The organism is Faecalicatena contorta (genome assembly GCF_021531995.1).
GTDB classification, from domain to species: Bacteria; Bacillota; Clostridia; order Lachnospirales; family Lachnospiraceae; genus Dorea_A; species Dorea_A contorta_A.
This window is the reverse complement of record NZ_JAFBIZ010000086.1, coordinates 1-13,797: the sequence shown is the minus strand read 5'-3', so window position 1 is coordinate 13,797 and position 13,797 is coordinate 1. Positions and strand designations below refer to the sequence as shown.

The 13,797-nt window shown below is 41.8% G+C and carries 11 protein-coding genes and 2 pseudogenes; 4 read left to right on the top strand and 9 right to left on the bottom strand.

Annotation, left to right across the window (positions count from 1 at the left end; genetic code table 11):
- The first annotated feature begins 85 nt into the window (after nucleotides 1-85).
- Together JQM82_RS11315 and JQM82_RS11310 are read left to right on the top strand one after the other, a co-directional pair.
- On the top strand, nucleotides 86-1,192 hold the full coding sequence (locus tag JQM82_RS11315; protein WP_235250437.1) for an acyltransferase family protein: 1,107 nt from the start codon (nucleotides 86-88) through the stop codon (nucleotides 1,190-1,192).
- A gap of 75 nt (nucleotides 1,193-1,267) precedes the next feature.
- Nucleotides 1,268-2,197 (top strand): alpha/beta fold hydrolase, encoded by a 930-nt coding sequence (locus tag JQM82_RS11310; RefSeq protein ID WP_235250436.1) that lies wholly within the window; start codon nucleotides 1,268-1,270, stop codon nucleotides 2,195-2,197.
- Between the two features lie 82 nt (nucleotides 2,198-2,279).
- On the opposite strand, the pseudogene JQM82_RS11305 reads toward JQM82_RS11310, so the two are convergent.
- The 4 genes and pseudogenes from JQM82_RS11305 to pepV all read right to left on the bottom strand — a co-directional run.
- Nucleotides 2,280-2,942, bottom strand: a pseudogene (locus tag JQM82_RS11305) (succinylglutamate desuccinylase); the annotation flags it as partial.
- Entirely contained in the window at nucleotides 2,930-3,910 is a 981-nt protein-coding gene (locus tag JQM82_RS11300; RefSeq protein WP_331472885.1) for a circularly permuted type 2 ATP-grasp protein, read from the bottom strand. The pseudogene JQM82_RS11305 and the gene JQM82_RS11300, both read right to left, overlap by 13 nt.
- Nucleotides 3,911-4,034: 124 nt before the next feature.
- Nucleotides 4,035-5,213 carry an iron-containing alcohol dehydrogenase gene (locus JQM82_RS11295; protein WP_235250435.1) on the bottom strand — a complete coding sequence of 393 codons (1,179 nt, stop codon included), beginning with the start codon at nucleotides 5,211-5,213 and terminating at the stop codon, nucleotides 4,035-4,037.
- Nucleotides 5,214-5,250: 37 nt separating this feature from the next.
- Nucleotides 5,251-6,615 carry a dipeptidase PepV gene (pepV, locus tag JQM82_RS11290; protein ID WP_235250434.1) on the bottom strand — a complete coding sequence of 455 codons (1,365 nt, stop codon included), beginning with the start codon at nucleotides 6,613-6,615 and terminating at the stop codon, nucleotides 5,251-5,253.
- A 475-nt stretch (nucleotides 6,616-7,090) separates the two neighbouring features.
- Between pepV and JQM82_RS11285 the strand changes: the two genes are divergently transcribed.
- Nucleotides 7,091-7,477: a BlaI/MecI/CopY family transcriptional regulator gene (locus JQM82_RS11285; protein WP_235250433.1), complete on the top strand. Its 387-nt coding sequence runs from the start codon at nucleotides 7,091-7,093 to the stop codon at nucleotides 7,475-7,477.
- A 1-nt stretch (nucleotide 7,478) separates the two neighbouring features.
- The gene (locus JQM82_RS11280) at nucleotides 7,479-9,275 is read left to right on the top strand and encodes a BlaR1 family beta-lactam sensor/signal transducer (RefSeq protein WP_235250432.1); all 1,797 of its coding nucleotides are present in this window, start codon (nucleotides 7,479-7,481) and stop codon (nucleotides 9,273-9,275) included.
- A gap of 43 nt (nucleotides 9,276-9,318) precedes the next feature.
- Here JQM82_RS11280 and JQM82_RS11275 read toward each other — a convergent pair whose 3' ends face one another.
- The 5 genes and pseudogenes from JQM82_RS11275 to JQM82_RS11255 form a co-directional block, all read right to left on the bottom strand.
- Nucleotides 9,319-10,830, bottom strand: coding sequence for a WD40/YVTN/BNR-like repeat-containing protein (locus JQM82_RS11275; RefSeq protein ID WP_235250431.1), 1,512 nt, complete (start codon nucleotides 10,828-10,830; stop codon nucleotides 9,319-9,321).
- 56 nt (nucleotides 10,831-10,886) lie between these two features.
- Nucleotides 10,887-12,158, bottom strand: a complete 1,272-nt coding sequence (locus JQM82_RS11270) for a DUF6070 family protein (RefSeq protein WP_331472884.1) — start codon at nucleotides 12,156-12,158, stop codon at nucleotides 10,887-10,889.
- Nucleotides 12,158-13,399: a DUF6070 family protein gene (locus tag JQM82_RS11265; RefSeq protein ID WP_235250430.1), complete on the bottom strand. Its 1,242-nt coding sequence runs from the start codon at nucleotides 13,397-13,399 to the stop codon at nucleotides 12,158-12,160. The genes JQM82_RS11270 and JQM82_RS11265 overlap by 1 nt, the downstream gene beginning before the upstream one ends.
- Nucleotides 13,347-13,526, bottom strand: a pseudogene (locus tag JQM82_RS16540) (hypothetical protein); the annotation flags it as partial. The gene JQM82_RS11265 and the pseudogene JQM82_RS16540, both read right to left, overlap by 53 nt.
- Nucleotides 13,496-13,702: a hypothetical protein gene (locus JQM82_RS11255; protein ID WP_235250429.1), complete on the bottom strand. Its 207-nt coding sequence runs from the start codon at nucleotides 13,700-13,702 to the stop codon at nucleotides 13,496-13,498. The pseudogene JQM82_RS16540 and the gene JQM82_RS11255, both read right to left, overlap by 31 nt.
- Nucleotides 13,703-13,797: the final 95 nt, after the last annotated feature.

Below are 13,797 nucleotides of genomic sequence, written 5' to 3'. Positions count from 1 at the left end.
ACGTTTTACTTCTTGTCCATTATCAGAATCAGGAGTAGAATGAAAAAAGTTTTGAATTCCTATTAGATATCAGGGAGGTAAATTCATGCCATCATCAAAGCAGCGAGACTATTTATTCGACAATTATAAAGCTTTTTTGATCGTTCTGGTTGTAATCGGACATTTCATCGAAAAAAGCTATGACAATAATCTTTTTTTAACTACACTCAAATGGCTGATCGTATCATTTCATATGCCGGCCTTTATCTTCATCTCCGGATATTTTTCAAAAAGAAGACTTCCTTTCCGTGTATTGATCAGTAAACTCGTCATTCCTTACCTCATCTTCGAAATATTGTATTACTTTTTATATGTTGTGATCATTCACAAACCGACGGGATTGTATCTGATGTATCCAAAATTTTCACTGTGGTATCTGCAGGCTCTCTTTTTCTGGAGAGTTCTGACACCTTATGTAAAAAAAATACCACATTATATGATATTCACTATTGCAGCCGGGCTTCTGATCGGATGCTCCGGAATATCGGGAAATCTGTTAAGTATTCCACGAACACTTGTGTTCTTCCCTTTCTTTCTGGCAGGAACAGATTTCAACAGAGAAAAACTGACCCTGCTCCGAACCAGACGTAACCGGATACTTGCAGTTATTTTGATTGCTGCTTTCACAGTATTCCTGATTCTGAACCCATATTGCAGAACTGTTTCTCCGAAAGTATTTTACGGAAGATATAATTATCATTTTCTGGGACAGACGGTTACAGAGGGAATTCTCTGCCGCTGCGTATGCTACCTCATTGGATTTGCCATGACATTGGCAGTTGCACTGCTGATGTCCGGCAGAAAAACGTGTTACTCCTATATCGGTACGCGAACAATGGCAGTCTATCTGTTTCACGGACTAGTCTATTCCACGATTAAGGGGAGCAGCGGCATTCTTTCAGACATCCACTCTCTGGCAGAATCACTCCTTCTGATCCTGTTTTGTGTGGCGCTGGTCATACTGTTATCGATTCCACAGCTTTCCACTGTAACCGCTGCAGTCTCCAATATACAGCTTCCTGCTTTCCTACTGCAGCTTCACCTGCCACATCCGGAATTTTCCAAACCAAAGTTACCGGACATACCTGCACTGTTCGCTGTTCCCTGTCAGGATCCATTTTATTCCCTCCGCTTCTGGTGGGTATTTTATTGACAGATACACCTCCGAATCCTAAAATATAAGTAATAGGATTATCCTGATTATCAGGAATACAGGAGGTGTATTATCATGTTACATGAAGTAAGTTTCAGATCCTTTAACGAGCGGGATGACGTACAGGGATGGATCTATGTTCCGGCTGCGAAACCAAAGGGAATCGTTCAGATCATCCATGGTTTCGGAGAACATTCCAGAAGATATCTGCATATGATCGTTGCATTTCTTGATGCCGGTTTCATCGTTGCTGCTGATGATCATGTGGGGCACGGAAAAACAGCTATGGTTAACGGCACCTGGGGTGACTGGGGCGAAAAGGGATGCCATACCATGATGGAAGATGAACACTCTTTGAAAGAACTGGTATGCGAGAAATATCCGGGTCTTCCGTATTTTCTGTTCGGACACAGCATGGGTTCTTTTATTGCAAGAGACTATGCCGCAAAATACGGAGACGGTCTTGCCGGAATCACGATCTGCGGTACCTGTGGTGTATTCCGTAATGCAGACGCTGCTGGGGAAGCCTTAAAAAAAGCTGTAGAAGACGGACTCGGAAAAGAATGCAATCCTGAATATACAGGAACTTTGCTGGGTTGGATGTGTGAACGCTGCGGAGAGATCCGGATCGGCAATGAATGGATCTGTGCTGACCCGTTCGTACAGAAAGACCATGCCGAAGATCCTTTTGACGCTTTTACGAAACCGACCAACAATCAGGCAATGTATGATTTCACACAGATGATGAGCGTCATTACGGGAATCGAATGGGCCAAAAAAGTACCGACCGCACTTCCGATCTACAATATCGCAGGAGACCAGGATCCGGTTGGAGAATACGGAAAAGGCGTGTATGAAGTAGCGAACTGGCTGTGTGACACCGGTCACAATGTAAAGACTCGTCTTTATTCCGGATACCGCCATGAGATCCATAATTACAATGCAATCAAAGATGAAGTGGAACAGGGGATCATTGCTTTCATGGATGAAGTATTAGAGAAATAATGATTTAAAAGAAAGATCCTGTAGATTCAGTGCGATTCAGCATATGATTCTTACAGGATCTCTTTTCCTTCTGTTACAAAGATTATTCATATAGTCTTCTAATGATCTTATAGACAACTTCACTTTCCGTCACCAGTGGTTTTCTGTGTGCGAAAAAAATAATTCCTTCTGTCGGTGCCACGATTCTGGATATCACTTCACCCTCATATGGATGCAAAACCTCAGCCAGCACCTCTCCCATATGCACTTCTTCCCCCGGATTCTTATATCTTCTGTAGATTCCCCCTACACTGGTCTTGATCTGTGTCAGTTCTTCCTCACCGAATACCGTAGAGATATATCCGCTGTGATTATGATACTTCAGGATTCCCATTCTGGTCAGGAAACGAAGGACTGCAGATACCGCCTGTTTTGCAGATATTTCATCTATCAGATCCGTCTCACTGGTGTAAACGGAAAATGCATTGGTCTCCCAGATCTGCCAATTATAATTCAGTGTCGTGGTATCAATCGGCTTTGGTTTTCTTACAACTACATATGGAAGTCCAAACAGGCTTGCAAGGCTGGGGCTTTGGTTCCCGGTATCCATCATGCGCACATGCGGCACAAAATCTCCCGGCATATAAAAACTTGCAAACTGTATCCCATAATCATATTCTTTCACCTGTTCAAATACTCCGGCTGCGATTCTCTGCGTTGTCTCTCCCAGGGAGTAACCCGGAAACATTCTGTTTATGTCTGTATTTCCAGAACATATTTTTTGTCTTCTTCATAGAACGGAAGATATGTAGGAGCATTTTTCAGAATCGGTTCCTGGTCCAGATAATATCGAATCATTTTCGGCACAAAATAATAGATTCCTTTGTCATCTGCCACACCATTGCCAGGCGCATTGACAATTGATACATTTCCGCTCCTGTACACATCCATTATATTGGGAACACCGATCAGAGACTCTGGAAGAAATGTCATTGGATCCAGATATTCATCTGAGATTCTCCTGTAGATCACTCCAACCTTCTTTTTCTCTCCCCGATAATCCCTGTAATACAGACAGTTCTTTTCTACAAACAAGTCGGAACACATAGCAAGTTCACACCCGGTACGTTCTGCCAGAAATGAATGTTCAAAATAGGCTGCATTGTACCGTCCAGGAGTCATAATAACAGGAATTCCGCCTGTATTAACATAGTCCATCGTTTCTCTCAAAAGTGCCGCATAATTCCGGTTATCTACGATTCCGTTATTCTGAAAGGTTCTTGGAGATGCCTGCCTGCAGATTTCTCTGGCGATCATCGGATAAGAAGCACCTGACGGTATTCTCAGATTATCCTCCAGAATATACCATTCTCCATCCTTCCCAAGCACCAGGTCAATTCCTGAAATATGACTGTATATTCCTTTTGGTGGTGTCATTCCTTCACATTCAGGCAGATATCCGGAAGAAGAAAATACAAATTCTTCTGGGATAACACCGTCTTTTATGATTTTCTTTTCACCATATACATCAGCCAAAAACAGGTTCAGCGCATCTACTCTCTGAATCAATCCTTTTTCAAGATACTGAAAATCGTCATGTGTAATAACCCGTGGAACCGCATCAAACGGAAATAATTGTTCATGGAATGTCCCATCCTTATATAAGCCAAATTTCACACCATATCTTGCCAGCAGACGATTGATGCCTTCTGTATGATCAATCAGTTCTCTCATCTTTTGTCGCCTCCTTTGAATATCAGAAAAGGCGCCCGAAACATTCCGTTTCGAGCGCCTTCGCTTACCTTTTATAATTCAGTATATTACTACAGCAAATCTACTTTGTCAAGAAATTCACTTATTACAGTGCCATTTTGTAGATCTGATACATATCTTCTTCATGCAGTATTTTTGCAGATCCCTTGCTGCCTCTGGTCGCAACTGCACACTTGTGGGCCATCAGCTTTATGTCTTCTTCCGAAGGATCGATTCCCAGTTCTCTTATAGAAGTCGGCATATGAATCGCCCGGAAGAACGTTTCCATCGCTTCAATTCCCTTTAATGCGATCTCTTCATCACTGCCGTTTTCCGGCACTCCCATGACATGAACTGCAAATTTACGAAAACGCGGCAGACAATCCAGATAGACATATCTGGCCCAGCTTCCCCATACCGCAGCAAGTCCTGCACCATGCGCAACATCATAAAGACCGCCGATCTCATGCTCCAGTGCATGAGAAGCAAAATCACCACCGTCATTGCCGCATCCGGTGAGTCCATTGTGCGACAGGCTTCCTGCCCACATCACTTCTGCACGCGCATCATAGTTGGAAGGATCTTCTACCAGAATATGTGCATTGGCAATGACAGTCCTCATCAACCCTTCCGCAATACTGTCCGTGATCTCCATATTTCCTCCGGAGGTAAAATATCTCTCCATCGTATGCATCAGAATATCCGTACATCCGCAGGCTGTCTGATAATCCGGCAACGTCATGGTCAGCTCCGGATTCATGATCGCAAACCGCGGGCGGCAGTAATCACTGCTGTATCCTCGTTTGATCCATCCTTCTTCCTTCGTGATCACGGAAGAATCACTCATCTCACTTCCGGTTGCCGCCAGTGTCAGTATTACACCAATCGGAAGACATCCCTGTGCTTTTCTTTTTTTTGCATAAAAATCCCAGACATCTCCTTCATTGGCGAGTCCATACCCGATCGCTTTTGCAGAATCGATTGCACTTCCGCCACCTACTGCCAGGATAAAATCCACACCTTCTTTTCTTGCAAGTTCAATTCCCTCATACACCAATGAAAGTCTTGGATTGGGTACTGCGCCGCCCAGTTCAATGTAATCGATCTCTTCCTGTTCCAGTGATGCTTTGACTCTGTCGAGAAGTCCCGTGCGTTTCACACTGCCTCCTCCATAATGAATCAGTACTTTTTTACAGTTCTGCTCCTTTACCAGTACACCAGTCTGCGCTTCTGCATCTCTTCCGAATATAACCCTTGTTGGAGCATAATATTTAAAATCAAACATGCGTTTCTCCTTCTCTTCTGCTCAGATACGGAATCTGTTATTTTTGTGCAAGCTCATACATTGCTGCCGCTGTAATCTGAATGGAACGAACCAGATTATCCATCACTGCATACTCATTTGGAGCATGGATGACTTCTTCCTCACCCGGGAAGATCGGTCCGAATGCCACCATATTGTCAAAAGATTTTGCATAAGTGCCGCCGCCGATTGCAATCGGTTCTGCTTCTACATCTCCGGTCTGCTCGCGATATACTTTTGTCAGTTTCTGCACCAGTTCAGAATCCTTCGGTACGTACAGAAGTTTATGAAGATCTGTCTTTACACGCATTCCGTATTTCTCTATTGCTTCTGTCACAGTCGCAACGACGAATTCTTCTGTCGTATTCTTAGGATAGCGAATATCCAGTGCTGCATAAAATTCGTCTCCATCATAACGGATCACTCCGATATTTACTGTCGTATTACCGGTCTCTTCATCCTCAAACCGGATTCCCATGGTCTCTCCGTTTGTCTCCCAGCCGATCTTTTCCATAAGGAAGTCTATACAGTTCTGAAGATCTCCTCCAAAATGATTCTCTTTCAGTGCATCAAACAGACGAATGGCAGCATTTTTTCCAAGTTCCGGAGTACTTCCGTGGGCACTGACTCCCTCTGCTGTTACGATCGTCTTTCCGTCCTCTTTTTTCACTGTAATGTAATCCTTCTCTGCTACAGCAAGTTCGCCTTCTGCAACGAGTGTACATTTCTGGATGACAGCATTCGGCACCTCTCCACCTTCGATAGAGAGTACTTTGATCTCCGGTTTCTCTTCCATTTTTCTGGTAACGAACCAGAATGATTGTCCCTTTTCACAGAAAATTGCCGGGAACTGAGCATCCGGAGTAAATCCGATCGTCGGCAGTTCTCCGCCAACTTTTATGTAATGTTCCACGCAGGAAGAACCGCTCTCTTCATCACATCCAAACATGACACGGATTCTTCGATCCAACGGCAGTCCCAGATCACGGATTGCTTTCATTGCATAGATTGCGCCGATTGTTGGTCCTTTATCGTCCTGAACACCACGTCCGTACATCTTTCCGTCATGTATCTCACATCCGAGCGGATCATAATTCCATCCTTCCCCAAGCGGTACTACATCCATGTGTCCCAGTACACCAACCATCTCTTCGCCTTCGCCATATTCGATCCAGCCAACACGATTGTCTACATTGCCTGTCTTAAATCCCATCTTTTCTCCAAGTGCAAGTGTATAATCAAGCGCTCTCTTCACTTCTCTTCCGTATGGTGCGTCCGGCTCCGGTTCTCCCTTTACGCTGCAGATTGCAACACTTTCTTTGATGCTTTCAAACATCTCTTCTCTCATTTCAAGAATTTTTTCATTAAGCTTTTCGTAGTTCATTGTTATGCCTTCCTCTCATTATCTTTGTACGTTAGTCTAATATCAGTTTAGAACTTATTTCGCTTTAGGGCAAGAGGTGACGTAAAAATTCTTTGACTATTTTTTATCCAGGATTACCGGCAGACTGCGAGCTATACAGTCTTTGGATTCGAGATATTTTTATTTACCTGATTTTTTCAGTATTGCTGTTGTATAAACGGCCGCTCCAATTGGAAGGACATCCTCATTAAAACGGATTTTCGGATTGTGCTGCGGAAACCGTTCTTCGGGATTATCTACTCCGACACCAATCATATAAAAGGTAGCAGCTGTAAACATTTCTCATATCTGATATGAACAAGAAGCAGTCGTGATTCTGGTTCTTTTCTTTTTGTTGCTATTCTAGCAACAATATGTTTTTTCTGAAATTGACAACCACATAAATAACGTCTATAATATATTTATTACAGCTGTAAGATTTGAGGAGGGATTTGAAATGAGCGATTTACCACAGATTTCTGAAGCTGAATTTGAAGTTATGAAAATCGTATGGAAACATGCGCCGATCAGTACCAATGAAATAACAGACAAATTATTACAGACCACAAGCTGGAGTCCTAAGACGATACAGACTTTAATTAAACGTCTCGTAACAAAAGGCGTTCTGACTTATGAAAAACAGAGCCGAGTGTTTGTTTATACCCCAGTCGTGAAAGAAAGCGAATACATCGGCCAGAAAAGCAACTCTTTTCTGGAACGATACTATGACGGGGATATCACTGCCATGCTGTCTGCATATATTGAAAATGACAGACTGTCTGAAACAGAAATAGAACACTTACGTTCCCTTCTTTCACAGAGGCACCAAAAAGGAGGAAATTAACGTGGCTAATTTTATGATACGCTTTTTAATATGTAATGTATTTATCAGCGGTATCATCGGAATTCTTTTGATAGCCAAGCGGATATTCAAAAACAGCCTGTCCAGCCGGATGCAGTATAATCTGTGGTTCCTGCTCCTTGCGTTGCTGGCAGTTCCCTTTATACCGTTCCGTTTCATCGGATTTCCACAAATCTTCTCGTGGCTTGATAGCTTAAGAAGCTCTCCTTCTTCCGACACCGCAGCCGCTATAGGAGAAGCTGTGAGAATTCATCCAGCCGAACATACAGACTGGATGAATGATTTCGCACTTTCTGTAAATAGCGAAACACCATCCATTACCGGATACATAGCATTAGGGATATGGATTGTGGGTATTCTTGCGATGATGATATTGGTAATCCAATCCTCGCTCCGCCTACACACTTTGGAGAAATCTGCACTTCCCCTCCAGAACCCGGAGGTACGCAGACTATATCATCGATGTTTAGCGGAAATAGGAATTCACAGAAATATACCTGTTTACAGTACCGCATTTTTGAAATCCCCGATTATTGTGGGACTTTTGAAACCGTGTATTTATCTGCCGATTCATCTGATCTCTGATTACAACGAATCCGATATGCGATATATGCTGTTGCACGAACTGCAGCACTATAAGCACAAAGATGCTGTTGCCGGTTATCTTATGAATCTTGCCGGGGTAATATATTGGTTCAATCCTCTTGTCTGGTACGCACTAAAAGAAATGCGTAGTGACAGAGAGGTCGCCTGTGACACTTCCGTTTTGAAAATGCTTGAAGAGGATGCTTACGAGGATTATGGCAATACATTGATTAATTTTGCAGAGAAGGTTTCGCTTACTCCTTTTCCATTTGCCGCCGGCCTTGGTGGAAACATGAAGCAGATGAAACGGAGAATTATCAACATTGCCTCTTATGAGAAGCCAACATTTATAAAAAGACTAAAAGGTATGACGGCATTTGTACTGACTGCTGTTCTCCTGTTAGGTTTCGCTCCTTTTATTTCTACATACGCAGCAGATGGAAGCCACTATCAATGGGATTCTTCATCAGAAAATATATCCTATGTAGACCTTTCTACATACTTTGGCAAATATGAAGGCAGTTTTGTTTTATATGATTTGGAAAATGATGCATGGAGTATACACGACATGGAGCATGCCACCTTACGAGTTGCTCCAAACTCCACTTACAAGATATATGATGCCCTGTTCGGATTGGAAGAAGATATCATTACCCCTGATAATTCGTTCATTGCATGGAATGGCGAAACCTATCCATTTGAAGTATGGAATGCAGACCAGACCTTACAGTCTGCAATGAACTCCTCTGTTAACTGGTATTTCCAATCCGTGGATGAACAGCTTGGAGCCTCTAACATTTACAGCTATATTCAAGAAATTGGGTATGGAAATGAAAATATGAGTGGAGATTTCTCCACCTATTGGATGGAATCATCCTTGGAGATTTCGCCAGTAGAACAGGTCGAACTTTTAACCAGGCTGCAGAATAACAGCTTCGGCTTTGCCCCTGAAAACATCAATGCGGTAAAAGATGCCATCTGCCTTTCCGCTTCCGATGCCGGAACATTCTACGGAAAGACCGGAACCGGCCGTGTGGATGGTCAGGATGTGAATGGATGGTTTGTGGGCTTACTTGAAACTGCAGATAATACATACTTTTTTGCTACCAACATCGGAGCCGATAGCGGTGCTACCGGAAGCAACGCAACTGAAATAACCATGTCTATCTTGTCTGACATGAATATCTGGAAATAAAGAATCGGGTAAAGGTCAATCTCTGACTTTTACCCGATTTTTCTTAATTCGCTATCTGAACAAGCCCTTTGTATTCCCATGTCGCTCCATAATCAGTTGACTGAAATACAATCCCATCTTTCTCCGCTGCATCTGTGGTAACCGTTATCGTCAATGTGTCGTCCTCTTTTTCAGGCATATTCAGGTAATCAAAATCCTCCACCGTAAATCCGCAATCGATAGCGATTTGTGGTAATTCTGAAACAAGATCCATTGGAAGTTTCATTTCTTCAAAGGTCCTTCCGCCATCGCGAGTGACATATAAGCGGGAATAGGACTGGGATGCGCCTGTAATTCCTGCAACCCCAAAGTTCTCATCATAAAATATTAAACCTTCTGCAACTCCCAATTGTCCACTGAACGGATCATCATTTATGCATTCCCAAGTAGAACCACCATCCATTGTCTTTTCCATTACATAAAATCTGCTTCCGGCAGCTGCATCCGTTATCACCAAACGCCATCCATTATTTTCATCTAAAAAGAAATACATAGTTCCATCACTTTGATCCACAGTCCAACTTTCTGTATCTTTAGCATCCTCCACCTGCTGCATCGTATTCTCCTGCTTCAATTCTTGTTGACTGACGTACTCAGGCTCCATAATATATCGAACAGGTGTGACACTATTTAAATCAGGAATATGCAAAGATACCTCAAACCCAACGATTTCTCCACCGCTTCTAAGCTGAGTAAAATTGCCGGTTCCTGTTTCAGTTCCATCACCATCTGCATCTCCCGAAATATATTGTAAGCCTTCCTCTGAACTAAAAGATCTTCGCCCCGTATAGAATATTTCATAAATCTGCTGCTCTTCAAATGTTTCAGCCCACGCCTCTACCTGACTCGTCCAGTCTGAATTGTTCAAAATTTCAATCATTGGAGACAAACGCATATCGTCACTATATTCTCCATTCACATTACCATCTATCCAAACAGTCATATCATTACTGCTGTCTGCGTCATAATCAATAAGATACGTTTTTTTCTCTCCAGCCTCATTTTTTCCATATATGAATGCATAAATCCTTTGAATCGTTCCGTTTTCATCAAATGACACCTGATATTTATTTGCAATATAGAGTTCTTCCGGCAGTTGCAATGCTTCATCCAAATCCATCAGAATCCCTTCTACACCATCCTCAAAAAGATTATTATGCTCCAGTTCTACTTCTTTTTTACGCATCCACTCATCAAGTTTCCAAGACAGTGCCCCGTGATACGGAACTGCAGAATAAACGATACGTCCACCAAAGAATAAAGTTGCTGCTATAAGGAGTATCATTTCCGTATAGAAAAGTTTCTTATTTCCATTATCTCCTGAATTAACTTCTTGATTATGCCTTTTCGAAATCAGCCAGAGAACCACTGTGCCAACCAATCCTATTATACCTAACGCCAACATCGGTATATGCCTTCTCAAGCCACCATATTGACATAGATGCCAGAATTGATACAACATAAATATATATAGTATTAAACTTACTTTTCCCGTGATTTTATAAATATATTTCATGTAAGTCTCCTTTCTTCATATCTGTAAAAATACCATAAAACACCAGTATTATCAAATCATTCTTTAATACGGTATTGGTAATCTGGTATATGCATAATTCCGTCATTTAGGATTTCATTCCCCAAATACTGAAAACTGCCATCCTCTGCAAACCTTACCGTAAGTTCATGGGTTATGACTGCATCATCGCAAATGACCATATCGCAAACCGCCTCAACTGTTAATGTGACTGTTCCATCTTCATTTTCTTTAATGTCGACAACCTCCGGCAGAGAAGTCCCAAAGAAGGTAGGAGCATACTTGAAGCACCCAAGTCTCGCCCACAGATAGGTCTGGTTTTCCTCATCAAATACTGCGTACTCTCGTATCTGCTCCGCTGTTATGGGAAGATACTCCATAATCAGACTTTCGAACTCTTCTTTCGGAATGCCATTTGGATAATCTTCAGAATTGAACTTTTCTCCATATTTCATTCCATACAGATATTCAAACATTCCGTTATAATCCAACTCACTCATATTTTCTACATTCCAGTTGGAACACAAAAGGTTCTGTCCCTGATATCCAAGACCCCGAACACAACGTTCAGACATTTCACGCTGTTCCTCTGTCATAGGTTTTATTCTGATCAGGCAGCTTCCATCCATAATTTCACTAACCTCTGGCGGCTCCGGCACACACAGCTCATAGCAGAACCATCCTTTTTCCGTGTATTTCCATTCTTTGAGTCTTGTATAAGACATGTACGAAATTCCCGGCTCGTTGTCAGCATTCCTGATTCCTCTTGTACTCACAACATACATATCCGTTCCATCAAAAATGAATTTCATTCTGCCCAGTCCACCATCATTGTGGATTTCATAAATTACCACAGAGCCTCTTTTCCCTTTCATACATTCTTTCAGAAAACTGTCAACACTTTCATAATTCTCCATGTTAGAATACGTTACCATCGTAGCAATTGGATATCCTGCATCCTTTACCTTCTTCTGAATTTCAAGAACCGTTTGATCATCCAAAACAACATTAGATGCTATCCCTTCATCCGCTGTTTCATAAATGTCAAGATAAAGTTTCATCAGCTTCTTACAGTCAGTCTCAGCTTCTTCCCTTTCTTGTTCATCTACCGGAAGATCATAGCCCTTTTCCCATTGTACTGCAGCCTCTTCCTCGGCATTTTTTGTTTCCTCCGTGGAAGATACTTCTTCAGCCACCTTTTGTTCTTCTTCTTGCATTTTCCCCCAATAGATTACCCCAACTATCACGAAAATCAACAGCCGTAACATTAGAAGTCCACATTTTCTAAGCAGCAATTTCACCTCTTCCATTATTCGCCTCCGTACAATTCTTCCCATTCTTCTAACGTCAACCGCGGCGTATGCCAAGTTTCTCTGTAGTTGTCTTCAGATGGTATAATTCGGTTAGACACATATTGTACTCCTCCGTCCTCTAACGGACGGACCACAACCTCGTGAACATATACCTTGGAATCACCTGCATAAGGGAATACTACATTAGCTGTAAGTGTAATTGTCCCATCGCTGTTTTCTGTAAAGCCAACTACCTCTGAATATGGATATTCCGGATACTCTACTTCTTCGAAGCCTCTCGGCTTATATTCATAAGTTGAATCTACCGAATAATAGACAGTTTTAGATTGCAGCGTTTCACTATTAATATTGAAATATTTCATAATAACGCTTTCAAATTCCTCTTTTGGAATCCGATAAACTGCGCCGGCACCCAGGTTGTCATCTGCAGCACAAGGAACATATTCGCCATTTTCTTTTCGATAAAGAATGTCATACATGTCATAAAAATTTAATTCTCCAAAATCATCTTCGCTCCAGTCAACAATAAACATATTATTCCGTTCAAAGCTTATTGGAAGAAGATATCTCCGAGACAGTTCCCTGCATCTCTCATCTAAAGGCTCCACTCGCAATGCTGTGTGCTCTTCCATTCCACTTAAAGTAAGTGCATACAGTTCTTCCGAAAAATAAATTCCAGAAAACATCAAATATCCTTCTTCCGTGTAATTCCAATCTTCCGCCTGGTAAGTTTCTATATCATTTCTTTGTATTGCCCCATCCTTATACGCATAATAACTTCTGATTACATCTACCTTTCCATCCTCAGTTTGCAAATCGTATTTGATAAAACCACCCAAATCATCAATATCTATAATTGTTATTTCTCCCTTTTCCTTTGCATCCACCATTTTACAGAATCGTTCTACCTGTTCTGCATGTGTCATATCAATTTGATTCTTATTGTCAACTGCCGTATAGCCATTTTCTCCAAGGCGATTTACTATGCTTCGAATCATTTCCAAATCAGCTATCTTGTTTTCTTCTGCTGCCTTCTTATAAAGATCTATACAGATATTTATAATTTCTCCTGCGTTCTCCTGAGATTCTTCTGGAACAGCCTGAATATCAATTACTGTTTCCGAAACTGTATCTTCTTCCGGAAGTGCATCGCTGCACCCCGAAACACTAAGCATCAGTACAAAACTAATTACTGCTAAACCACTCTTCCAGAACCAGGCTGTCTTTCTTAACAACATATCCACTTCCTCCTCTTCCTTTTACATCTTCTACCATACTGATAATCAATATAGGACGTTTCACCGCATCTTCTGCTGTAAAAATTGCAAACCATCCTAATTCCGTACCCGAAGTATCATCCTTCGATACATTTCTTCATACTCCTGTTTTGGAATATGATCCATGTACTCCGCCAGAAGTTCTTCCGGTGTCTTCCAGGCATTTTCCTTTGTTGCCAACATTCCTGCCACGCATACTGCAGAAATTACCGCAGCTATTCCTATAACAGCAATCGCAATCCATAGGATCCTGCTTCTTGTCATGTTCTATTTTCAATGTACGTTATATCTTCAAAATATTACACTTGTAAGATTTTGAAGCAAAAAAATTTCTCTTTGATTAGTATATCGTACTATAC